Origin of the sequence: Vibrio sp. B4-6 (assembly GCF_963888245.1) — a bacterium.
GTDB classification, from domain to species: domain Bacteria; phylum Pseudomonadota; class Gammaproteobacteria; order Enterobacterales; family Vibrionaceae; genus Vibrio; species Vibrio anguillarum.
Genome location: NZ_CAWPIM010000011.1, coordinates 536,945 through 560,888, shown reverse-complemented (window position 1 = coordinate 560,888; position 23,944 = coordinate 536,945). Strand labels below are relative to the sequence as shown.

Here is a 23,944-nt window from a genome sequence, read left to right as displayed (position 1 = left end):
CACCCCAAAAAAGAGAGTAATGTGAGGCAGAAGCTCTCCTTTTCATGGATCTTTGATTCATCGCAAGGCGCTTTTCCCCCTGCCAGATTAATTAATAGCTTCTGATTTTGAAGCTGCATTCTAAGGAAATAATAATGTCTGATACACCCACTACCGTTGAATATACCGTTGAAACCCTAAAGCCTGTTGTTGAATCTTCCGGTTCTATTTGGGGTTATGTGGCGGGCGGTGTCGTGCTTGCAGTCGTTCTTGGTTACTTTGCTTTTAAAAAGCTCAACAAACCGGCCTTTGTCATTAAGCAAATGCGTAAACGTAACCGCAAAGAGATGAAAAAACATGGTGTGGAAAGTGCCGAGGCGATGGTCGATCTCGATCTTCTACTCGATGCAGTACAAGAGTACGCCACCCAACAAGCGATGAGTGGCACAACCATGGTACAGTTGTTAGCACCATTAAATGACGCCAATAAAATGAAATCCGCAGGAGATTTCTATCATTCAATGGCCTACATTGCCAAAAGCATCAATAACCCGACGCTGGCTAAAACATTACAGAACAAATCAAAACAGGTTCGTTCAAGCTCGCCACTGATGGCTGGCCTGCTCAAGCGTGCTGGCGTTTAACTGGCACAACAGAAAGGTCTGCGATGTGGGTGTATTACCATCACCCACATCTAAAAGCTTTCCCCTCAATTAAGGTTGAAAAGGCAGTGATGAATGGTGCAGAACAATTCGCAGTTGGCCCTGTTCATCTTTCTTAAATGCCCAGCTTTTATCCACCACGGTTTGCTTTCCTTTATTGTCGATGAGCTTAACATGCCCCATGGTTAGGGCTACATCGCCGTTGATATAGACTGCTGCATTATCAAAGCTGTACTCCTTCCAACCTTTTAGTGCAAAGCCAGAATCTTGTGGGTATTGCTTATCACTGCCGACAAAATACGATAGTGCTCCGTCCGCTTCTGTACGAAAGGTTTGCTCCCCACTGGCAAGCGTAGGTTTGAAAAGCACCGCACCTTGTTGATAGCCATACGCTTGGTCTAACACTTGCTGTGCCAATTTCTTCGCTTCAGCATGACCTTTTTGTTCATAAGTCTGGCTGATCTTGATTAACGCTTCTCCCCAAGCTTGCTGGGCATCAAGCACCTCTTGGTGGTTAATGTTGTTATTAACTAATACGTTAGAAGCTTGAGCGGATAGCGGTAACAACCCGCAGAGTAATAATGCTGAAATAGAAATTCTTTTATGTGTACGTTGCATGATGAAGGCCTTATCTAATTATCTAGTTGATGGGAGTAATGTGGTTGATGGGAGTAATTTACGGCCTCTCGATGAACCTAAACCATGCGCTTAGATTAACTTCAGATGAATATTCTTTACCCAATACCAACGGATCGCTTACTCTGCTCACCTATTGAATTTATGCGGCGATCATTATGTTTCGTTATCAATTATCTCTCGTACTGGCTCTGTTGCTCACCCTAATCTTAGCCCAAGCTGGCACCGCTTTATGGTCAAATAACGTCGCTAATGAGCACATTCAGCGCGGACAGATCTCCAATCAAATCTTGCAAAGCTTTATGCAGTTGAGCACGGAAAAACAGCAGTTGAAAATTTGGCTTGCCGAGTATTTATTGACGAAAGATGGCAGCACGCTCAAACGAGACATGCGCTTTTCAAAGATTGAAGATTTGCTCAGCGAGCTCTATTTGCTAACCGAGCAAGCACAACAACACGGTATCACCAACCAAGACTTTGCCGAGATCACTCAGCAAATCAAAGTCATTTCTCTCTTTGAAACTAACTTTGGACGATTAAAAACAGCGCTTCGATCCTGGGAAATCGCAAAAATCACAGACAATAATGATCGCTGGCTTTTACTCAGTGACACCTTTGATAAAGTGGATAATACCGACCTACGCCAGCTGCTGAATCAAGCTATTTCTCTACAGAAACAACGTACTGCACGCTATGAATCGGCAGCGATGAAATCATTATCTGATGTAGAAAATGTCATTGTAACCTTATCATTACTAGGGGTAGTCTTTGGCTTGCTACTCGGAGGCTGGTTACTGCGCACCTTATCCAAACCGTTAGCGGAACTGCTAAAAAGCACTTCAGCTTTAGAACAAGGCCATCTTAACCATCGAGTATCGGTCAGCGGGCCAAGTGAGCTCAGAACCCTAGCGCAGCATTTTAATCACATGGCACAAAGCCTTGAAAATGCGCAGCAAAAAGAGATCGCTTCGCGTCAACTCATTGAGCGAGAAGTTACTGCACGCACCCAAGAACTCGCCAATGCACTCGAAACATTGGAGCAAGCTAAACGCCAGCAGAAAGAGTTTTTTGCGAACGTCAGCCATGAATTGCGTACTCCCGCAACGGCCATTTTAGGAGAAGCGCAAATTACCCTTCGCAGTCGTCAAAATAGTGATGAAGAGTATCGACAAACGCTACAGCGTATCAATGAATCGGCAACCCACCTTTCCTACCGGATCGACGATTTATTGTTGCTGATCCGTCAAGATGAAAAGCTGTTCCAACCGGCTCTTAGCCCTATCACCTTAGAGAGTCTATGGCAGTCGGTGACGAGACAAGCCACCCTTTTAACTCACGCGCATCAAGTGCAACTTGAATGTCTTCACCCACAACAGGCAAACTGGCAAGCTCGGATCTTTCATACTGATTTAGATAAGCTACTGATGACCGTACGAATTATCGTCGATAATGCATTGCGCTATGATCCACATCACCAGCCTATTACGCTCACTCTGCTAGTTGAGCCCCAGCAATTTCATCTTCAATTGCAAGATCACGGTATTGGTATTGACCAAGAGGACCTCGCACAGATTTTCCAACGCTATTTTCGGTCCGAAAACGGCAAACGCTATCGCCCTGATGGCTTAGGGATTGGTTTAACGCTGGCTTATAACATTGTGCAGCAGCAACACGGAACCATCGCATTCCAAAGCCAACTGGCTCAAGGCACAACCGTTACACTTACCTTTGAACTGGAAGAGGAAGAATCATGAGAATTCTTTTAATTGAAGATGATGCCAGAATTGCCAACTTTATTGAGCGAGGGCTCAAAGCAGAAGGTCACCACATTCAGCGACTAAATGATGGGCAATACGCACTTGAAACACTCATAAGCGGCGAGCCCGATATTTTAATTTTAGATCGAATGCTTCCGCACACCGATGGATTAACTCTTTGTCAGCAAATACGTGAAGCCGGTATTGATGTGCGAATTTTGATGCTTTCTGCACTGGGCGAAGTTGAAGAACGGGTTCGGGGCCTACGCATTGGTGCGGATGATTATCTGGCAAAACCTTTTCATTTTGAAGAGTTACTGGCTCGCCTAGATGCGCTGCAACGTCGACATTCTGACTCTGCGCCAATGCCCACTCTACACATTGCAGACTTAACGCTCTGCTTATCAACCATGGCCGTAACACGGGCAGGGCAAGCCATTGAGTTAACCGCCAAAGAACTCTCCATATTAGAGCTATTGATGCATAAACCCGGTCATATTTTTAGCCGAGAACGGATTCTTGCTAATGTTTGGGGTCTCCATCAAGATCCCCTAACCAACGTAGTCGATGTGTATATGCGTCGTCTACGCAAAAAAATTGATGACCCTTTCTCATCAGCACTGATTAAAACTAAACGCGGTATGGGCTATTTTCTCGATAAAAATAGTGGTGAGCAACGCACAGGAAATGTATAAATTTAACCCTTATCTAACAAAATAATCCGTTATCTAGAAAATTTAATATTCGTTCCAGTGCACAAGTTTGCATATCTATAGTGGATAGGGAATTGGCGCATCTACGGCATTTCTATCCAATTAGAAATATCCTGCTAAAGTTGTTATAGGTATCTTAAAAAACATAAAAACAAGTGATAATACGATAAAAAGCATGTAATTAGCAGGGAAAGGTAATGGATCTATCAAAAGAAAAACAACCCAGAGCCACTTTGAAATTAAATAAAACCATCTTAAACGCACTTTGGCTGCCTTTGCTTATTCTTGTCTTTGGTTTATTTGCCGCAAGTCACTTTAATCAAATGCATAAAACGGAGCGAATTGAACATATACGGCATGACTTATCTTCACGATTACAGCAGATTAGTAATGGGGTAGCAGAAAAGGTTACGCTATATCAATACGGGATACGTGGCTTTAGAGGCGCGGTGATGACAGCTGGAGTCGATGCATTTGATTATGACCAGATGTTTCGCTATACCCAGACCCGTGACTATCCAAAAGAGTTTCCGGGAGCTCGTGGCTTTGGATTCATCCGTTTTGTTGAACCGGAGCAAAAAGAAGCCTTCATCGAACAAGCTCGTCGCGATAGACCCGATAAAACCTTCAATATTCGCTCGCTTTCAGAGCATAATAGCAGCTTGTTTGTTATCCAATACATTGAGCCCGAAGACCACAATAAACAGGCGATCGGCTTAGATATTGGTTCAGAGGCAATGCGTCGAGCTGCCGCCTTAGAGGCTGCCAAAAGTAACGCTGTACGCCTTACCGCTCCTATTACTCTCGTGCAAGCCCATAAAAAAACACAGCAAGGCTTTCTGATGCTAATGCCAGTGTACAACACAAATAAAATAGCGGATTCATCTTCTATAGAAGAGCGATTAAGTAAGCTGAGAGGCTGGAGCTATTCCGCTATTTTGATAGATGAAGTATTAAGTGTTGTGGCTGGCCTCAATGACGAGGTTATTCTAACCATCAGTGATATCAATGACGATAATTCAAAGCATTTTTTCACCCGCGGCTTAATTCAAGATAAGACCTCTTATCAAGTAACTCAAACTATTGATTTGTTTGGGCGTCAATGGGAACTCAATCTGATTGCTACCAACAAGTTTATTGAATCTCTACCATTAGATGCTTACAACCAAACTTATCAAGAGATCTTAACGGCCACATTATTGCTTATGTTGACTGTTTTTATCATTCAAATGATGCGTTCTCGTCGAGATCAGTTAGCCAAACACAAAATAGAGATCGCTCAAGCAAGGGAAGCCGTACTGACAGAAACCAATCTTCAACTAGAAAAATTGGTCAACCAAAGAACAGAGGAGATTTCGCAAGCGAATGCTCTACAGCGCAGCATTTTGAGCAGTGCTGGTTACGCTATTATCGCGACGGATCTAGATGGATTAATCACTATATTTAACCCCTCTGCAGAAAAACTGATCGGTTACAGTGCCAGTGAACTGGTGGGGAAAAAAACACCGGCGATATTTCACCTATCTGAAGAGGTAGCTCGACGAGCAAAAGATCTATCGTTAGAACTAGGAGAAACTGTAGAAGTCGGGTTTGATGCTTTTGTCGCTAAAGCAAAATTAGGCAAATCCGATATTAATCATTGGACTTACATCAGTAAAAACGGCCAACACATTCCGGTTAAACTTTATGTCGGTGGATTAATAGATGACTACGGTCAGTTAGTCGGCTTCTTAGGTATTGCTCATGACTTAACGGAACAGCTACAAAAAGAGAAAGAACTCGCGGAAGCCAAAGAGCAAGCGGAGTACGCAAACCGAGCTAAGTCTGATTTTTTGGCGAATATGAGCCATGAAATTCGAACCCCAATGAACGCTATTTTGGGGTTATTACAGATGACTCTCAATACCGATTTAAGTAGCCAGCAGATCGACTACTTAAGTAAAACACAAAGTGCAGCCAAGTCTCTACTCGTTCTTTTAAACGATATTTTAGACTTTTCTAAAGTGGAAGCAGGAAAGCTTGAATTAGAGCAATCTTCATTTTCACTTCCAGATCTGTTACAAGAAACGGGGATACTACTGTCGTCAAGCCTTCAAGAGAAAGCCATCGAGATCATTTATGATGTTGCGCCTGATGTTCCAACCATCTTGATCGGCGACAGCCTACGCTTACGACAGATATTATTAAATTTAGCCGGTAATGCCATTAAATTTACTGATGCAGGTGAAATAAAAATATCCATAGGAACACAGAAAATATCAGAAAATAATTGCACCTTGCTTTTTAAAGTGTCAGACACTGGCATTGGGATGACCCAAGAACAGAAAGCAATTATCTTTAATGGATTTAGCCAGGCTGAGTCGTCAATTAGCCGAAAGTATGGCGGTACAGGATTAGGTTTATCGATCGTAAAACGGCTAGTGAGCCTGATGCAAGGTGACATTAGCGTAACCAGCCAACTTGGTAAGGGGAGTGAATTTGCGTTCACCATTACATTAAACTTCGCGCCTGTTTGTAATGACATTTACTCGCATCTTACACAGGGTTTAAACATATTAGTGGTAGAAGATAATGAAACCGCACGTTTAATTCTTCAAGACATACTCCAAAAACTAGGCTGCCAAGTGTTTGCTGCGCCCAACGCCGATGAAGCTTTAGCACAACTACACAACTTAGCTCAACAAAACGAAGTGATTGATCTCGCATTTGTTGACTGGAAACTTCCTGATATGGATGGCTTGGCTCTTACTCGATCCATCAAAAACCAGAAAAATCTCAAAAAAATACCTTTAGTCATCATGATTACGGCTTTTGGCCTAGAAATTCTCGACAAACATTTAGAAGACACCCATGAACTTTTAGAAACCGTGCTGATAAAGCCAGTAACGCCAGAGCTAATCAAACAAACCATTATCAATGTACTGCAAAGTAAAGATGCAGTATTTGCAGAAACATTCCATCGAATAAATTCAAACGATAGCTTATCTGGTATCAGCATATTGCTGGTTGAAGATAATCCGACCAATCGCTTGGTCGCAACCGAATTACTCAGCGAACGTGGCGCAACAATTATCGAAGCTGAGGACGGCTTTAAAGCACTAGATATACTGCAAAATCAGCAGTTTTCCCTAGTACTGATGGATATTCAAATGCCCGGTATGGATGGTTATGAAACGACTCGTAAGATCCGACAAGAGATGAAGTTTCATCAACTTCCAATATTAGCAATGACAGCTAATGCTCGCCCTGAAGATAAAGCCACCTGTTTAGCTGCAGGTATGAATGACCATATTGCGAAACCTTTCGAGATCAATGATGTGGTTAAAAAAATTCAACACTTCGTAACTCAAAAAACGCTCCCAGCAAAACACCAAGTGGTAGCTCCCCATAATCAAAAAATATCGACACCAGCTCAAGAATATGCAGACAAACATGGTATTAAACTCAATCAAGCGATAAATCGAATCGGCGATTTATCCGTTTATCTAAAAGTAATCAATCAATTTGTCATTGATATGCAAGATGCTATATCACAACTGCAATCTACTGAAATTGCCACTGATGTCGCATTGCGTATCTACCACAGTTTAAAAAGTGGTTCAGAAAGCTGTGGACTTACACAATTGTCGGAAAAGTTAGCAAAAGCTGAGCTCGAATGTTCAATAGCAACCACAGAGATGATGAGAAGAAATAGTAGCTTATTGGCTGACGTACTATTTGCCCAATCACAACTCAGATCATTGATGAATTTACTCAGCAACGAGCAACTAACGACTACAACACCAGTTGCCATGGATAAAGCAATATTTAGAGAAAAACTGCTCATGCTCGGGAGATGTTTCAACACTTCAAATATGGAAGCGACGACATTATTTGAAGAAATCTCAGCACAATTAAATATGATTGATGAAGAGTTAACAAAACAACTTGCAGAACAAGTACAAAGTTTGGCGTTTGAACAAGCAACTGCAATACTAAAAGAAATCATGAAAAACAAAGAGTTTTCCGATGCTATCTAATTACGGTTTACTAAACTTCAACAAGAAAACTGACTTCACGGTACTCATCGTTGATGATCAGCCGACTAATATTCAGCTCATATATCAATTATTGAAAGATGACTATCAGATATTGATGGCGACATCTGGAACGCAAGCCATCAACGTTTGCAAAGAAAGTCAGCCCGATTTGGTGCTACTCGATGTCATCATGCCAGAAATGGATGGCTTACAAACCTGCCGCTTGATCAAAAATGACCCTACGATCGCTGATATACCTGTTATTTTTATTACCGGATTAACCGCCCAAGAAGACCAAGATGCATGTTGGGAAGCAGGCGGTGTTGATTTTCTAAAAAAACAATTTAATATCAATACGTTAAAAAACAGAATCAAGGCTCATTTAACCCTAAAGCACCAAGCAGACCTACTGAGATCATTGGCATATTTAGACGGCCTTACCGGTCTTAATAATCGCCGCTATTTCGATCAACACTTAAAGTCTCACTTAGCGCAAGCTTACCGAAAAAAACAGCCTCTCTCGTTATTGCTGATCGATATTGATTATTTTAAACAATACAACGACACATTTGGCCACCTTGAAGGTGATGATTGTTTAAAAAAAGTCGCCACTACTTTGCACCAATGTTGTCGAAGACCAACCGACATCGCTGCACGGTATGGTGGTGAAGAATTCGCCATGATTCTTCCTGAGACGGACCAAGAAGGTATTTGGTACGTTGCTAACCTTGTTCAAGATAAAATCAAAACACTGTGTATAGACCACCCAGCGGCTGAAAACGGTTTTTTAACCATCAGCATTGGAGGCACAGTCGACTTAGAAGGTTCCCATTCACCAGAGCAGTTAATTAAATTGGCTGACAACATGCTCTATCAAGCGAAAAACACCGGACGAAACCAAACGAATATCACTAGTGAAAAGAGTACAGACTAGACAAACCAACACTTTCTTAACATAAGAAAAGATAAGGCTAGCTTTTTGGGAAGTGTGATTTTATTAACTCTTATCTAACAATTACTTATCTGAGAAATTTAATATTCGTTCCGGTGCACAAATTTGCATACCTATAGTTAACATTTGTAGTCCATTACAGTATTACTGGTCATAAGTTCAGGGCAACCACAAAACGACATCGAGAGTTCATTTCACTAGGTGACTTCTCAATGCCGTATTTGAACCCTCCAGCTGTAGACATAACCACTAACTGAGTTCTTACGCCTACCCCTGCCGTTCATTAAGCTTGCCCACCAGCCGTTTTTTAATTGTTCAGGAGACTCATCATGAGTGACATTGCACTTTCTATCAGCATTCTCTCGCTGGTAGCTGTGCTGGGTTTGTGGATAGGGAATTGGCGCGTCTACGGTGTTGGTTTAGGGATCGGTGGGGTGCTGTTTGGCGGCATTCTCGTCGGCCACTTTACAGGCATGTGGGGTGTGGTTCTTGACTACAATACGTTGCATTTTATTCAAGAGTTCGGCCTTATCCTATTTGTGTACACCATTGGTATACAAGTCGGACCCGGTTTTTTCTCTTCACTTCGAAGCTCAGGACTAAAACTCAACGCCTTTGCCGCACTGATTGTGTTGCTGGGCTGTGTGGTGACGGTCGCGCTTTACTATCTGTTTGATGTGCCTTTACCCGTTATTCTTGGTGTATTCTCCGGTGCAGTCACCAATACGCCATCATTAGGTGCGGGGCAACAAATCCTGACTGAGTTAGGTGGCCAAGAGAACATGCTTGACCTGACGGGTATGGGTTATGCGATTGCTTACCCCTTTGGCATATGCGGTATTTTGCTTACCATGTGGCTGCTCAGAATTGCCTTTCGTGTCAGTGTTGACGCTGAAGCCGAAGAGTTTGAGATCCACAACGGCCACAAAAAAGAGAGCTTGCACACCATTAACGTTGCGATTAAAAACCCCAACTTAAATGGCCTGCTCTTAAAAGACATTCCCGCGCTCAGTGATGGCGATATTGTGTGCTCGCGCCTTAAACGTGGTGAACACCTTTCAGTACCCAAACCCGATTCACGAGTTGAAGTGAATGATTTGCTTCATCTGGTCGGCGATAAAAAAGCGTTAGAAAAAGCACGCTTGGTGATTGGCGAAGAGGTTGATGCATCACTTTCGACACGCGGCACGGAGCTGCGAGTACAGCGCTTAGTCGTCACCAACGAGATTGTGCTTGGTAAAAAGCTGCGCGATCTGGATTTAAAAGAGAAATACGACGTCGTAGTTTCGCGTTTAAACCGTGCCGGGGTTGAGCTTATCCCAACCAGTCAATCTACCTTGCAGTTTGGCGACATTCTCAATTTAGTCGGGCGTCAAGAAGCGATTGAAGCGGTCAGTGGCATGGTCGGCAACGCGCACCAAAAATTACAGCATGTGCAGATGCTACCAGTCTTCGTTGGGATTGGACTTGGGGTATTACTCGGATCTATTCCGTTTTATCTACCGGGATTCCCCGCCGCCATTAAGCTCGGCTTGGCTGGAGGACCGCTGATTGTCGCACTGGTTTTGGCGCGTATCGGCAGCATTGGCAAAATGTATTGGTTTATGCCGCCCAGCGCGAACCTTGCTCTACGAGAAATTGGTATTGTGCTGTTTTTAGCCGTGGTCGGGTTAAAATCTGGGGGCAATTTTGTTGAAACCTTAGTGCAAGGCGATGGCGTCAGTTGGATGGGCTACGGCATGTTGATCACGGGTATTCCATTGATCACTGTCGGAATACTGGCTCGTGTTTTAGGCCATATTAACTATCTCACCATCTGTGGCATGCTAGCAGGTTCGATGACCGATCCACCTGCTCTTGCTTTTGCGAATGCGCTGCACGAAAGCAGTGGCGCTTCTGCATTGGCATACGCCACTGTCTATCCGTTAGTAATGTGCCTACGCATACTCTCACCGCAAATATTGGCGTTAATTTTATGGGCAATATAGCGAACGGTTAATATCAGGCAAGCTAGATAAACAAAGTGGGTCGCTCAGTACCCACTTTCTTTTGCTGCGTTGATAATGCTCCCACACAGCAACGTCTCACCGAATCCCTACAGCATAGGAACAACGGACAGTAGCAACAACGCGCCCATCGCGCCGTTAAACCAGCGGACATAACTTGGGTGATTCATCCAGTGGCTCAACTGTTTACCCGCCGCAGTCCAAACACTGACCGACGGAATGTTCACCAAAGCAAACACCAATGAAATCAGCATTAACTGCGCCCAACTCGCACTTTGGTTAAATACACTCACCGCAGTCAGCGCCATCGACCAACCTTTAGGGTTGACCCATTGAAACAGTACAGCCGAAACAAATGACATCGGTTGATACTGCTTCTCTCCCTGCGAAGGGTTACTCAGCGCAATTTTTATCGCCAAATAGACCAAATAAATGGTGCAGGCAATTTGCAAGCCTTGTTGCAACATAGGATAACGATGGAATAAACCCGTTAACCCAACACCAACCAATAGCACCATAATGCTAAAACCAAACGTTACACCAAGCATGTGCGGAATAGTGCGCATAAAGCCCACATTCGCACCGGATGTCATCAGCATGATGTTGTTTGGACCCGGTGAAAAGGTCGAAACAAAAGCAAAAGCCACCAGTGGCCACCATTGTGTGTAATCCATCTTCTTTCTCTATTTAATAATGATGAACAAATAATAATGGTATCGACTGGCAATATTGTGCTTATATTGGCCAATATCACCAATATTGAGCAATAAAAAGCAACCATGGACAGATTTGACGAGAGAATATTGCAAGAGCTACAACTTGATGGCCGAGTCTCGAATGTAGAACTAGCTGAACGCATCGGCTTATCGCCCTCCGCCACGTTGCGCCGTGTGCAGGATCTCGAGCGTAAGCAGATCATTAAAGGCTATCGAGCGGTCTTAAATAAAACCCAACTTGATGTCGGGTTTGTCGCTTATGTGGCAATTGGCTTAAACAGCCATACGAAAAAAGCGCAGCTCAGTTTCGAAGAACATGTGCGCTACGCCAAGGAGGTGGTCGAATGCCACAACATTACCGGGATGAACGAATATTTGCTGCGTGTCGAAAGCAAAGATCTCAGCGCTTATAAACGTTTTCACGCCGATGTGCTTGGTGAGTGCTTAACGGTGAAATCGATCACCACCATGGTGGTCATGGACTCTCCTAAAGACGAACGGCAATAGTGTGATACTCCATCACTTTTAACGCTCAACAAAGCACGAAGAAATTACCAACCAAGCGCAACAAGACGCATATCACATATTACCCAACTCATTAAGTTTCTTAAGTCTTTATTAAGAAAAGTTCTTTATAGTTATCATAACGTTTATAGTAGAACCGCATGTTATGGAACCCACAATGAAAAATCCTCGCTTCTCATACGCAAGTATTACCTTGTTGCTTGCTCTCTATTTCAGCTTGGTACTCAACATCCCTATTTATGCCAAATTGGCACAGATTTTTTCGGCTGCTGAGCAGTTCAATTGGGGGTTTGCGTTCTCAATACCGATTTTTTTCTTTTTGGCGCTGAACGTTATTTTCCAACTGTTTTCGTGGCCTTATTTTCTAAAACCTTTTTTTGCGGTCTTACTCATCCTTTCTGCTGTGGTGAGTTATGCGAGTTACAATTACGGCACGATTGTCGACCGAGACATGTTGATCAATGTCGTTGAAACCAATAGCAGTGAGGCAGGCTCTTATGTCAGTCTCTATTCCATTGTCTGGATCTCAGCGTTGGGCATCCTCCCTGCCGCTCTATTACTGCTTTCGCCACTTAAAGTAGAAAAATCCATTTCCCGCTTTTTAGGCTATAAAGCGCTATCAATATTGCTCTCTTTACTCGGCATCGTCATTATTGCGGCGCTGTATTATCAGAACTATTCGTCGGTTGGACGCAACAATAGTTACCTCAAGAAAATGATCATCCCCACTCACTTTGTCTATAGCGCTTATGGTCTTGTGAAAGATCGCTATTTTACCGAGCCCGTGGTGTATCAAATTATCGGCGCTGATGCGCAGCAGCAACCGAAAACTACCCATAGCCGTGATGCAGAAAAACCAACCTTAGTCTTATTTGTGCTAGGAGAAACGGCTCGCGCACAAAATTACCAATACTACGGCTACACACGTGATACCAATGCTTATACCGCGCCTTATCAGCCTATATTTTTCAGTGATGTCGCCTCTTGTGGTACTGCGACAGCGGTCTCTGTACCTTGTTTATTTTCCAATATGGATCGTCATAATTTTGATCGTACCAAAGCGGATAACCAAGACAACGTCCTCGATATCTTGCAGCGCGCAGGCGTCGACCTCTTATGGAAAGAGAATGATGGAGGCGATAAAGGCGTCGCGAAAAATATTCCGCAGAAAGAGCTGGATAAAACTGCGCGAGAAGGCCGATGTGACGGCAGCACTTGTTATGACGTCACAATGCTAGACAACTTAGATGAAGAAATTGCCAACCAAACCGGTAACCGAATGATTTTCATGCACATTATTGGAAGTCACGGGCCAACCTACTTTAAGCGCTATCCTAAAGAAATGGCGAAATATCAACCTGATTGCCCAAGAGCGGATATTGAAAATTGCAGCGTTGAGCAGATAGTGAATACTTACGACAACACTATTCGTTACACAGATTTTGTTTTGGCGCAGCTGATTGAAAAGCTAAAGTCACTGCAAGCTCAATACAACACCGCATTGATTTATGTCTCCGACCATGGGGAATCGCTGGGAGAAAATGGACTGTTCTTACATGGCATGCCGTACAGCCTAGCACCCGATTATCAAACTCAAGTACCGCTTTTAGTCTGGTTATCTGACGAATTCGCCCGTACGAAAGGCGTGAATCAAACCTGTTTACGTCAAACAGCCACTCAGCCCTATGCTCACAGTAATCTCTTTCACTCTTTACTTGGCATTATGGATGTATCAACCAATGCATACGAGAAAGCGCAAGATATTTTTGCGCCATGCCGCTAAAGAGTATGGATAAAAACAGAAGAGATCCGTTAACTTAGATGAAAACAAACCCTGAAGATGTTGCTGTCGTTGTGTCTCGGCAGCAACTCGACGGTGGCATTATGCAGCGCGGCGATATCACGGCAAATCGACATTCCAAGCCCTGCCCCATCGCCTTTTTCACTGTTAGCTCGATAAAAGTTATCAAATATTTTTTCTCGGGCTTCGTTCGTGATGTTGGGGCCGCTATCAGTCACATTCACTTGAATAAACTGATCATCGCCATGCAACGTAATATCAATGTGACTGTGTACGCCAGAATAGCGCATCGCATTATCGATTAAGTTTTTAAACAACACGCCGAGTAATAGCTCGTCGCCTTGAACCGACAAACTCTGCCCTTCAAAGCTCAATTGTTGGTCGTGCTTTAACGCTAACGGCGCAAGATCTGCGATAACTTGCTTAATAGAGACTGAGAGATCGACCGTTTGTGATGACAATTCCATAGTGCTTTCTACTTTGGCTAACATCAACAACTGATGAATAAGGCGGTCAGTACGCTCAATACCCTTAAGAATCATGTCCAAATCATATTTCAGTTGCTGCTCATTCTGGCTGAGCATCGCGTTTTCGGCATTTAATCTCAATACCGTTAGTGGTGTTTTAAGTTCATGAGCAGCCATGCGTGTGAAGCGTTTTTCTCGCTGCCAAGCCAATTCTAATTGAGCCAACAGTTGGTTGAGTGTCTCTACTAATGGTGAGAGTTCGGTGGTTTGTTCTGTAACGTAAATGCGATCCAACTTGTGGACACTGCGAATGGCAATCGCCGATTTTAGCTCTTGCAGTGGTTTGAAACTTCGGCCAATAAGCATCACCAGCACCAAGATAACGCATGGGATCAGGATCAATTGCGGCAATGCGGTCGACAGTGCAATTTCATTGACCATTTCATCACGAATACTCTGTTTTTCCGCAACGAGAATGTATTCAGAGCCGCGATCAGGATGAGGTTGCGCCAATTGAAAATAACGCCATGTTTGACCATCAATAGTGACACTGCCAAATCCATCATTGCTGGCATTAGTGCTAAAGGCGGGTTGCTGGCTATCAGAGCTGTACATCAACTGACCATCTCGATAAAACTGAAACAGAATGTACCGCTCATAAGGGTGACCATACTGCGTTGCCATCTCCTTGTTGGCTTGCGAAAGACGTTCAATGCTTTGCATCCACTGATCAAACTGTTGATGAAGATCGGCATTGTCTCCTTCTTTTATAGAGACAGAAGTCGCCATCAACAGTAATTTTGCCGATTGACCTAAGCGCGCATCGTAGACTTCTCCAATTTCATGATGTGCCGTAGAAAAACTGAAGTAGAGAGAAATAAGCAGTAAACTACCGCTTAACCATACAGCCGACTGTGTTAAACGACGTTTAATCGAAAAGACTTTTTTATTTTTCAATCATATACCCCACACCACGGATATTTTTGATGACATTTTCTGGCATTTTTTTACGCAAGTTATGAATGTGAACTTCGATAGCGTTGTCACTGCTGCCTTCGTCCCAGCCATGAAGCGCTTGTTGCAATAGCTCTTTGCTCATCACTCGCCCTGCTTGAGTGATCAAACTGGCGAGAATTTTATATTCATTGCGCGTCAGTTTGAGGGGTTGCTGACGATATTCAATCTCCTGTTTGGAAAGAGAGAGGCTCAGATCACCAATCGAAATCAGAGCCTCGGCGCTGCCCGAGCTGCGACGAATGATAAGCCGTAAACGTGCCAATAGCTCTTCTAGCGCAAAGGGTTTGCCAATGTATTCATCGGCTCCACCATCTAACCCTTTGACGCGATCGCTAATATCATCACGCGCCGTTAGGATCATTACAGGCAGCGAATAACCGGCGTTTCTAATGCCACGCAACACCTCAAGACCATCCATATCCGGCAAGGTTAAATCCAAGATCACCGCCGAAAACTGTTCAGTTTTGAGCGCACACGCCACGCCGCCACCTTTTTCTAGCCAATCCACCGTATAACCTTGGCGAGTCAACGCCACCTGCATTGACTCGCCCAGTTGTTTGTCATCTTCGACTAATAATAAACGCATACGTTATTTTAAATTCTCCAACAAAAGAGCAATTTCTTGCTGACGCCCAGCATCGGCAAGCGCTCTTTGTGGCCTTGCTGGTGCTTGTTGTGCTTGTAACAGGTACTTTCTTGCTTCATCGGTTCTGCCTTGCTCGGCAAGAAAATCACCGTAAAAATAGTTGGCATCAATTCCTGTCGGGTTAATCAGCAGTGCTCTTTGTAGCAACTCTTCCGCTTTAACGTCGTCGCCAAAAGCCACTGGCCAGCCGGGCACTTTGTAATATAAGGTGCCTAAACTTGTAAAAGCCGAGCCATCTAAAGTATTAGGCGCTTGATCGATAACCTCTTCGTACAATAATTTCGCCTCTTTCACTAAAGATAGCGCACCCAACCCACCTTTTACGCCCGCTAATGAGGATTTATTGATGGCAAGCCACACTTTAAGTTCTGGGCTGTTGCTTGATTGCATCTCTAAGGTGTTACGCATAATGACACGCTCAAAACAACGTTCTTGATCATCGCTCGACTTCATTTTGTATTGGCATTTGGCCCAATCAGATTGAACCTGAGCTAAAGGAGTGATCGCAAAAGCGGGTGTCGTGCTTACCGCAAAGATGACCAATGCACTGGCCCATTTAAACACAGTTTTCATATGTTGTTCTCCTTGAATTATCACGCTTTAACGGTTCAAAAAGGCAAGAATGGTCGCTTGCTGCTTTTTAATTGCCGACGAAATCACTGCTGGCCATAGTTGATTTAATCGCACCAACACTTTTTCAGGCCAGCCAATCCAGCGAGTTGTTGATTCGTTTTCGAGCATACTAAGCACATGTTGGGCAACAACCTCTGGCTCATCACAGTGATTGCCTACGGCTTGGTTGAACTGGTTCACCGTGTCATTATTTAGCTCGGTATTGGTCGCTCGCGGCGCTAGGTAAAGTACCTTGATACCCGTCCCCTCAAGCTCACGCTGCATCGCTTCACTAAAACGGTGCAACCCTGCTTTGGTAGCGCAGTACGTGGCATAACCCGGGTAACCAATAGCCCCTAAACTTGAGCCAATATTTAAAATAATCCCCGGTTTATTCAACCAATGTATCGCCGATTGAGTCAGTTGCATTGGAGCAAGTAAATTCAAATGCAGCTCCTGTTGCACTGAAACTGCGGTTCGTCTGGCTAATAAGCGAAACTGGTTAATGCCCGCATTATTGATCACCACACTGATTCGTTTCTGGCCCATAAAAAAGCGCTGAATGAAGGTGTTGATCTGCTCTATTCCTGACTCTGTGCTTAAATCTGCACTCAAAATCAGATGCTTCTCAGGCATGGGTAGCGTTTGCCGAAGTTGCTCGAGTTTTTGACCATCACGAGCCACCAGAACTAGACTGGCTCCTTGCTTAGCAAGCAGCAATGCGATGCGTTGCCCGATACCACCGGAAGCGCCGGTGAGTAAAACATGTCGATGATTAAGATCCATATTGCGACCTTACACCTTGCGAAGCTAAATCTTGCGAACCTGCATGCACCATTGACTCGCAAGGAAGCGGTAGTTCTCGCAGCATCTGCCCATACAGATCAAACACCATGTTTGCAGAGCGGATGATGGCCTCTTGGTCGGATACACACTGAATGTTGTTCATTAACGATTCAAAAAAACGGATGTGCCCTTGGTCAAGTTCACTGTGCGAAGTGAGATAGGTCATCGCCGCATCAGGAAGCGCCAAACGCTGTTTGACTAACCGTGCGATATTCCCACCGACACCCACACTGGTTCCTTCAAGTACCCACACCATGCCAAATAAGCTCAACGGGTTAGCGCGATCAATCTGGTGATAGAGATACGCCACCATGAGTTCGATGGAAGCGCTGACGCGCCCAGCGCCCTCATTATGACGCACTGCATCCACATCACCACCGCACGCTTTAATATCGTTCAAGATCCACTCTTGGTGGCCTTTTTCTTCATCGATGTACTCGGCAATCGCCGTTCGTACCCACTCATATTCATCGCCTAAGCGGCTGCCACATGCCATCAGCAGTGGCACCGTATGTTTGACATGGTGATAAGCTTGAGTGAGAAAACGAATATACATCTCTAGGCTGATCTCTCCTCTTGCGCAGGCATCAAATACCGGAGCTTGCAACATCTGCTGCTGTGCTGGCTCAGTTTGTGTTTTTAAAATATGGAAAAATTTGCTCATTTTAAAGCTCCTCAGCCATTGAATAGAAGGAAGGAATAGAGATAAAAACCGTCTGTGGATTAGTGGTGTGGCGCGCCAAGCGAGCCTCTTGCAATGCGTTTTCAATAGCTAAGCGTTTTGGGCGACCATTAGCGGTCAGCCACTTTTGCCAGCAATGAGTATCGCTCACCAACCAAAGCTGCGTGATGTGTGCGTAATCGGGCAACACGCTATTGAGCTGTTGCACGCGCGTAACGAGATCAGGTAAAGGACTGTCACTGACGGCCGTGAGGCCTGCCTGCCCGTCGCCCACCACCACAAATCGATGGTGTGCAATCAAAGCCAATGCTTGAGATTCAATCCATTCAGGGGCCACGTTACGCCCAAAACTGGTAATGATGAGGTTCTTTTTACGCCCGATGATGGTTAAAAAACCCTCATCATCGATTGTGGCCATATCGCCAGTTGACAACCACTCGTGGCTAAACGGCTCACCTAAATACCCCAAAGCCGTGTTACCTTTAACTAACAATTCGCCATCTTGTGCCAGCGAAACCTGAAGATGAGACAGCACCTGTCCGCACGACCCCGGCTTATTTTGTTGGGGTGTATTCATACTCACGACCGAAGCACTTTCAGACAAACCATACCCTTCAAAAGCGGGAATGCCGAGCTGGCGAGCTGCGTCAATTAATTGGGGAGCCACTCGCGCCCCGCCCACGGCAACCCAGCGTAAAGGCAGCGCAAGAGCTGGGCTCCGCTTGACGACTTCAATTAATGCCAGCAATAGCGCAGGCGTTAGCACCAAGCTTGACGGCTGAAACTGTTGTAGTGCGAGTGCGAACGTTGCACCACAGAACTGGCTAGAACCAGTCAAACCTACTTCGCTGCCACAGACAACTGTCGATGTCACACCCAGAACCAAAGGAACATACACACCCGTGATGTTTTCTAACAAGGTTGAGAGAGGCAGCATCACGAGGTGACGCTCAACTTGCGCGGACATTTTCTCTGCGATCGCCAGCGTGACCGCTTGCATGTTTTCGTCACTCAAACACACCCCTTTCGGCGTTCCGGTGGACCCAGACGTAAAGGTGATTTTTTGCGTCAAAGGCAACACCTGTGCTGATGGATTCGCCAAATAGACAAAAGCAGGTAGATGACTGAGCGTTGAGAAAGGTTCACCTAGCGTTTGCCAATCACCTAAGCAAACATCCACACCCGATTCATACAGTAGGTGTTCAACCTGGGCCTTACTAAAGAAAGTAGGTACAGGAACGAGCACTATTTTTGCGTGCATGGCCGCAAGGTCGATGATCACCCAATCCAAACTATTTTCAGCTTTTAATGCAATACGCTGAACCTGCCACTGGCACAATGTGCGTGCTGTGGCTTCCACTTTTTCTAAGAGCTGTTGATAGCTCAGCGCTATCTTTTCTTGTTTGGCATTGTGCCCAATGAAGGCAATGCTATCTGGCTTTTGCTGCGCATGTTGATGAAGCGCCGATAAAATTCGGTTCATAGCAAAGGCCTCACGCTTGTTTTTGGTTTAAATGAAATCGATTGAGCAACGCCAGCCCCTGCGCCAAATTTCCCGCTAAAATTCGAGGGCTGTGTTGGTAATAACTGCCCCAAATTTGGTTGGCGTTAGGAATGCAAGATGCTGACGCTTTCGCGATCAATGTCGGTTGTAAACCAAATCGACGCATCAAAGCATGCAGTGGATCCGTTGCTGTAAAAACGCACCATTCATACCCTAAATCAACCAGCTGTTGCGCGATCAAAGTAAAGTGCAGCGCCGATAAACCACGACCAAAAGAGGCCAGTTGGCCAAATTCAATCAAAGCACTTCGGGATACTCGGCAATCAAAACGCTGCGATAAAATTTCATCGGCAGGTTGGTCAAGGTATTGTTCGAGAAATAGAGGCTCTTGCTGCGCTACGCGAAAACCACATACGGATTTCATTTCGTCATGATCAAGCAAAGCTAAATAAGAAGGCATAAAAGTAATAAGGCGTGCATCAAACGCTTGCTGATAACGCTCGCGCACAAGGTGTATGGCTTCCAACCAGCGAGGATGAGAAGGATCAATTACGGCCAATTGCAGATCAGATGCTGAGCGTATGGTTTTCATCGGCATTTCCTTTTTGCTTACTCTGTAAACAAAAATAACGGACGTAACTTAAGAATCCCTTAATAAGAGATTTTTTCTTCAACTCAATGGATGAGGAGCCGTTGAATATCCGATACCACTTAGCTCACTAACAAATGTGTGGCCAAATCTGAACTGAACGATTTTTCTAAATTAGCCTGTCACGGATTGGCTTAGATACGGAAAATTATCATTTTCTACTATCGCCATTTGTATTGGTTCTAACACGGTGACATCTTGCGTTTCGCTTATAATTATAATTTATCATTTTTATAATTACTGATAATTTTATTTAATTCATCAATCTCCATATACTCCCATCTATCGAAACGAAGCCAAAAAATCAAAGGTATTAGGAGCGAATTATGAAAATGAATCACGTCGGTATTATGGTTGGCGATATGGATAAAGCTGTTGAGTTCTACACTCAGGCTTTAGGTTTAAAAATCGTTATGAATAATACACAAGTTATTGAAGAGCGAGAGTCAGCGATTGGCCGCATGTGTATTGCTGTTTTTGGTGAGGGTTTCAAAGGTTTCAATATTGCACATCTAGTAACAACTGATGGTATTGGCGTTGAACTGTTTGAAATGAAAGAGCGCGAAGAGCGCCACGAAGTAGACTTCTCTCGCCTTGGTATCTTCCACTTCTGTCTACAAACCGACGACTTTGAAGGCGCTATTAAGCGCATTGAACAATATGGCGGTAAAGCGCGTATGGATATCATGCGTTACCACCCAAAAGATGATAACAAGCTCGCTAAAATGGTTTATCTAGAAGACCCATTTGGCAACCTATTTGAGCTTTACTCGCACTCATACGAAGAAACTTATGCCTCTGATTACGAATAGTTGATCTGTGATGCATTAATAAAATTTCAAAGGCTGGTAGCACAACCAGCCCTTTTTGGTTTCTATTGCAAGGTCAGCTATGAAGCTTTAATGCCAATATCATCTGCTTATGTGGAGCTCAATCAAGTCAAACAGCCTTAAAAGAGTGATCAATAACGTCAATGACTTGCTCATAACGCCTAGCAAGAGGTGAGTTAAGTTTGCTAACCAAGTAAACAGGTTCTTGTATGTCTTCGGTAATGTTGAATATTTTTAGCTGCTCTTTATCCGCGAACAAGTTAACGCACCATCGAGGAACCACTGTAAAACCGATCCCTTTAGCTATAGGAACTAATATTTGGTGCACTTGGTTAATATAGCTTTGCGTCGAAACATCCTCCAAATCGACTAGACGAAGCAAATCATTATTCGCTTGATTGACATATGTTTGGAAGTAGTGAGCGAAATCTGGATGACGAACGACTCCCAATTCTATTAACAAGTCATTTATAGGCAAGCTTTCGTCTGCGGACAGTGGCAATACAAGAGCAAGACACTCCGCACCAACAATACGGCTCGCGAAATATTTAGGGTTAGGTTCTTTTGTCACTAGACCTATATCCAGTTTCCCCTGCAATATCTGCTCAAATATACGATGGTTTGGCGTTGCTTCTAACTCAATGGATAAGCCTGGATAGCTCACTTGCAAAGAAAGTAATTGTGAATAAATCAGCCACGCGAAAGTCCCCGAACAGCCTATAGTACAGCGACCACGGAAAGGTTCGTCGTGTGCCAGATTCTGTAATAACTCAAACTCTTCTTCAAAGTGTTTGACAGCATAATCGTAAACTTTCCGCCCATAGATTGTTAACTCAAATTTCTTGTTAAATCTCTTTATCAAAGGATAACCGCAGGCAGCTTCTAGTTTATTTATGTGCTGGCTTACCCCAGGTTGCGTCATATGGAGTAACTCAGCCGTTTTAGTAAAGTGCCCAATATCGACTAATGTTTTAAAAGTGTTTAACCAAATAGGATTGAGCATAGTCATAAACCAATAGTTATTAATAAATCAACTTTCAATAATAATTGATTATAAATGAATCAGCATGTCTTTGGACAAAATGTATGTTTCAGATTGCAATATGATAAAACATTATTGCATTAGCTTTTGAAACGAAGAAATCGGGAGTGTACGGATAAAGTTTGTCAGCGACAAAAAGTGCGAAGAGTACGCTGATCACGAAAGAGTAATGTCCAATCTCTTTCCGACTCTCGCTGCCATTTTGGCTACAGCGTATTAACCACTTCCGCAGCTTCATCATATAACGCACCTTACATGGATTCACATTACATTCATCATATTGACTCCCTAGCACTCACCCGAATTGTGGTTCTCAGGAGGAACATCCTCTCGCGATTCCGTTCCCACTCAGCCTAACGTCTGAGTTTCGTTACATTGTCGGTTCCGCTACTTTATTCAGGAACCTAGGGTCATCTGGTGATACCGCTAGACCAGTCAGTCTCAGAGAAACATTGCCTTTCAGCGAATAGCGAACGTCTTCTTGTATAAAGCCTTAACAGAGCCAACGTTCGGCCAATCGCTAGTCTAGCTTAATTAGAATTCCACTCTGTGAGTTCGGGACCTAAAACGAATTCAAAACACCGACATCATGATAAATTCGTGTAAAAAACCCTCAAATTCTCGACCGCTGAAATCATTGTGATTGGGTATCAACTCAGGCTCAACGCTCACAACAAGGTAAGGCGTTCGAGTCACACCTTCATATCGGCTGATCAGCTCTGCTTCACTGAAATGGATGGTTCGCATCCCCTGTTCCCACTGTCTGCGTGCGTATAACGCCATATCACCGCGACTTTTCCTCATACCGGCAGTATTAGGGGACACAACAAGCTCGTGGCTAATATAGGGCTTAAAATGACCAATGGCCATTCGCGCAGCACTGTTCTGGTTGACTAACACCGATTCTTTGCCAATCTGAGTTTTCATATAGCGGGTCGATTCAAAGCTCCGCGTCAGGGTATTGCCCATAGGAAATGCATACTTCGTAGCCCAATCATTTTGGGAGGTAAAAATGGCCAGAGTGGGTTTTTGACCGGCTAGAAAATGATTGTAGCGATCTTTCATATCATGGAAATGTGCGTACTTAAGAGCATCAAACGCGGGGTTAATCAAAATAGTCAGATCCCCGATCCCTTTGGTCGCCTTATCCACATTGCTTGAGTCCACCAACTGCTGTGAAAACAGCTTATTGAGTGCAGTGAACACGATTGCTCCTCCAAAACTGTGTCCTAACGTTACCAGCTTAGTATCGGTAATGCTTTGCTTTTTAAGAGCATTTAGATAAGAAAACAGTTCAATTAAGCTGCCGTCAGCCACCCGTTTTGCAGCACTTTGTCGATCCCAGAATGTCGTGTGTTCTAGGATAGGAATATCCACAGAACGCCCGCGCCAACCCACATAGATCCCTAACAAGCTCCAACGATTGTTATCCAATGCCTGACTCATCTTTGCCAATTGCTGTTTAAAGTTTGCCACATTTGAATCGGCATAGCTGGCATTATGTTGCCAGCCATGCACATAGACGTAAATCAACAAATCTTTGTCCCGACTCGTTTGTTTAGCATGACGCTTAATCAGTTCAAACTGTGCCCGGTCCCAGAACATACCCTGATCATCCATTTCTATATAGCCCAATGTATACGGGGCGTGACCAGATTCATGATACAGAGAACTACGATGGCACTCCGTCTCTTTGCAATCATTCGGGTGGTAGTTTTGCTGCTCTAGGCATCCGGTTAACGCCAGTAATACCAACCACGTTCCCAGTTTTCGCTCTACAGTCATGGTTATTCCTTATTTGTTTGATGGGCTAATCTCATCAAACCTGCCACTGGAATACCTTTTGGAACTGAATCCTAGGGAAACGACTACCGCTGCCTTCC

At 44.1% G+C, this 23,944-nt stretch carries 20 protein-coding genes; 9 read left to right on the top strand and 11 right to left on the bottom strand.

Annotated features, from left to right (window positions below):
* Window positions 1-134 precede the first annotated feature (134 nt).
* Window positions 135-623 carry a hypothetical protein gene (locus AACV20_RS05580; protein ID WP_010319103.1) on the top strand — a complete coding sequence of 163 codons (489 nt, stop codon included), beginning with the start codon at window positions 135-137 and terminating at the stop codon, window positions 621-623.
* Window positions 624-692: 69 nt separating this feature from the next.
* Here the strand turns inward: AACV20_RS05580 and AACV20_RS05575 are convergent, their stop codons facing one another.
* The gene (locus AACV20_RS05575) at window positions 693-1,259 is read right to left on the bottom strand and encodes a phosphoribosyl-AMP cyclohydrolase (RefSeq protein ID WP_094147482.1); all 567 of its coding nucleotides are present in this window, start codon (window positions 1,257-1,259) and stop codon (window positions 693-695) included.
* A gap of 176 nt (window positions 1,260-1,435) precedes the next feature.
* On the opposite strand from AACV20_RS05575, the gene AACV20_RS05570 reads away from it, so the two are divergent.
* The 5 genes from AACV20_RS05570 (at window position 1,436) to AACV20_RS05550 (ending at window position 10,706) form a co-directional block, all read left to right on the top strand.
* The gene (locus AACV20_RS05570) at window positions 1,436-3,031 is read left to right on the top strand and encodes a sensor histidine kinase (RefSeq protein WP_170907013.1); all 1,596 of its coding nucleotides are present in this window, start codon (window positions 1,436-1,438) and stop codon (window positions 3,029-3,031) included.
* Window positions 3,028-3,729, top strand: a complete 702-nt coding sequence (locus AACV20_RS05565; protein ID WP_170907012.1) for a response regulator transcription factor — start codon at window positions 3,028-3,030, stop codon at window positions 3,727-3,729. The genes AACV20_RS05570 and AACV20_RS05565 overlap by 4 nt, the downstream gene beginning before the upstream one ends.
* Window positions 3,730-3,944: 215 nt before the next feature.
* Window positions 3,945-7,766, top strand: a complete 3,822-nt coding sequence (locus AACV20_RS05560) for a PAS domain-containing hybrid sensor histidine kinase/response regulator (RefSeq protein WP_170907011.1) — start codon at window positions 3,945-3,947, stop codon at window positions 7,764-7,766.
* The gene (locus AACV20_RS05555) at window positions 7,756-8,700 is read left to right on the top strand and encodes a diguanylate cyclase domain-containing protein (protein ID WP_170907010.1); all 945 of its coding nucleotides are present in this window, start codon (window positions 7,756-7,758) and stop codon (window positions 8,698-8,700) included. The genes AACV20_RS05560 and AACV20_RS05555 overlap by 11 nt, the downstream gene beginning before the upstream one ends.
* Before the next feature lie 347 nt (window positions 8,701-9,047).
* Window positions 9,048-10,706 carry a putative transporter gene (locus tag AACV20_RS05550; RefSeq protein ID WP_026027818.1) on the top strand — a complete coding sequence of 553 codons (1,659 nt, stop codon included), beginning with the start codon at window positions 9,048-9,050 and terminating at the stop codon, window positions 10,704-10,706.
* A gap of 107 nt (window positions 10,707-10,813) precedes the next feature.
* Here AACV20_RS05550 and AACV20_RS05545 read toward each other — a convergent pair whose 3' ends face one another.
* Window positions 10,814-11,398, bottom strand: coding sequence for a LysE family translocator (locus AACV20_RS05545; RefSeq protein WP_013856459.1), 585 nt, complete (start codon window positions 11,396-11,398; stop codon window positions 10,814-10,816).
* Window positions 11,399-11,503: 105 nt separating this feature from the next.
* Here AACV20_RS05545 and AACV20_RS05540 point away from each other — a divergent pair, with 105 nt between their 5' ends.
* Both AACV20_RS05540 and AACV20_RS05535 read left to right on the top strand, forming a co-directional pair.
* The gene (locus tag AACV20_RS05540; RefSeq protein ID WP_019280913.1) at window positions 11,504-11,947 is read left to right on the top strand and encodes an Lrp/AsnC family transcriptional regulator; all 444 of its coding nucleotides are present in this window, start codon (window positions 11,504-11,506) and stop codon (window positions 11,945-11,947) included.
* A 163-nt stretch (window positions 11,948-12,110) separates the two neighbouring features.
* On the top strand, window positions 12,111-13,748 hold the full coding sequence (locus AACV20_RS05535) for a phosphoethanolamine transferase (RefSeq protein ID WP_170907009.1): 1,638 nt from the start codon (window positions 12,111-12,113) through the stop codon (window positions 13,746-13,748).
* Window positions 13,749-13,777: 29 nt separating this feature from the next.
* Here the strand turns inward: AACV20_RS05535 and AACV20_RS05530 are convergent, their stop codons facing one another.
* The 7 genes from AACV20_RS05530 to AACV20_RS05500 are packed head-to-tail and all read right to left on the bottom strand — an operon-like array spanning window position 13,778 to window position 20,138.
* Window positions 13,778-15,190, bottom strand: a complete 1,413-nt coding sequence (locus AACV20_RS05530) for an ATP-binding protein (protein WP_017047058.1) — start codon at window positions 15,188-15,190, stop codon at window positions 13,778-13,780.
* Window positions 15,180-15,836, bottom strand: a complete 657-nt coding sequence (locus AACV20_RS05525) for a response regulator (RefSeq protein WP_013856454.1) — start codon at window positions 15,834-15,836, stop codon at window positions 15,180-15,182. The genes AACV20_RS05530 and AACV20_RS05525 overlap by 11 nt, the downstream gene beginning before the upstream one ends.
* A gap of 3 nt (window positions 15,837-15,839) precedes the next feature.
* Complete coding sequence (locus tag AACV20_RS05520) at window positions 15,840-16,469, bottom strand: tetratricopeptide repeat protein (RefSeq protein WP_170907008.1); 630 nt, start codon at window positions 16,467-16,469, stop codon at window positions 15,840-15,842.
* Between the two features lie 27 nt (window positions 16,470-16,496).
* Window positions 16,497-17,294 (bottom strand): SDR family oxidoreductase, encoded by a 798-nt coding sequence (locus tag AACV20_RS05515; RefSeq protein ID WP_170907007.1) that lies wholly within the window; start codon window positions 17,292-17,294, stop codon window positions 16,497-16,499.
* Window positions 17,284-18,018 carry a TenA family transcriptional regulator gene (locus AACV20_RS05510; protein ID WP_017047062.1) on the bottom strand — a complete coding sequence of 245 codons (735 nt, stop codon included), beginning with the start codon at window positions 18,016-18,018 and terminating at the stop codon, window positions 17,284-17,286. Before AACV20_RS05510 ends, AACV20_RS05515 begins: the two co-directional genes overlap by 11 nt.
* Before the next feature lies 1 nt (window position 18,019).
* On the bottom strand, window positions 18,020-19,519 hold the full coding sequence (locus AACV20_RS05505) for an AMP-binding protein (RefSeq protein WP_170895374.1): 1,500 nt from the start codon (window positions 19,517-19,519) through the stop codon (window positions 18,020-18,022).
* 10 nt (window positions 19,520-19,529) lie between these two features.
* Complete coding sequence (locus tag AACV20_RS05500) at window positions 19,530-20,138, bottom strand: thermostable hemolysin (RefSeq protein WP_371319555.1); 609 nt, start codon at window positions 20,136-20,138, stop codon at window positions 19,530-19,532.
* Window positions 20,139-20,515: 377 nt separating this feature from the next.
* Here AACV20_RS05500 and AACV20_RS05495 point away from each other — a divergent pair, with 377 nt between their 5' ends.
* Window positions 20,516-21,001: a VOC family protein gene (locus AACV20_RS05495; RefSeq protein WP_170895372.1), complete on the top strand. Its 486-nt coding sequence runs from the start codon at window positions 20,516-20,518 to the stop codon at window positions 20,999-21,001.
* A gap of 127 nt (window positions 21,002-21,128) precedes the next feature.
* On the opposite strand, the gene AACV20_RS05490 is transcribed toward AACV20_RS05495, so the two are convergent.
* Both AACV20_RS05490 and AACV20_RS05485 read right to left on the bottom strand, forming a co-directional pair.
* On the bottom strand, window positions 21,129-22,028 hold the full coding sequence (locus tag AACV20_RS05490; RefSeq protein ID WP_017045111.1) for a LysR family transcriptional regulator: 900 nt from the start codon (window positions 22,026-22,028) through the stop codon (window positions 21,129-21,131).
* A 606-nt stretch (window positions 22,029-22,634) separates the two neighbouring features.
* On the bottom strand, window positions 22,635-23,846 hold the full coding sequence (locus AACV20_RS05485) for an alpha/beta hydrolase (protein WP_170907006.1): 1,212 nt from the start codon (window positions 23,844-23,846) through the stop codon (window positions 22,635-22,637).
* Between the last annotated feature and the right edge of the window lie 98 nt (window positions 23,847-23,944).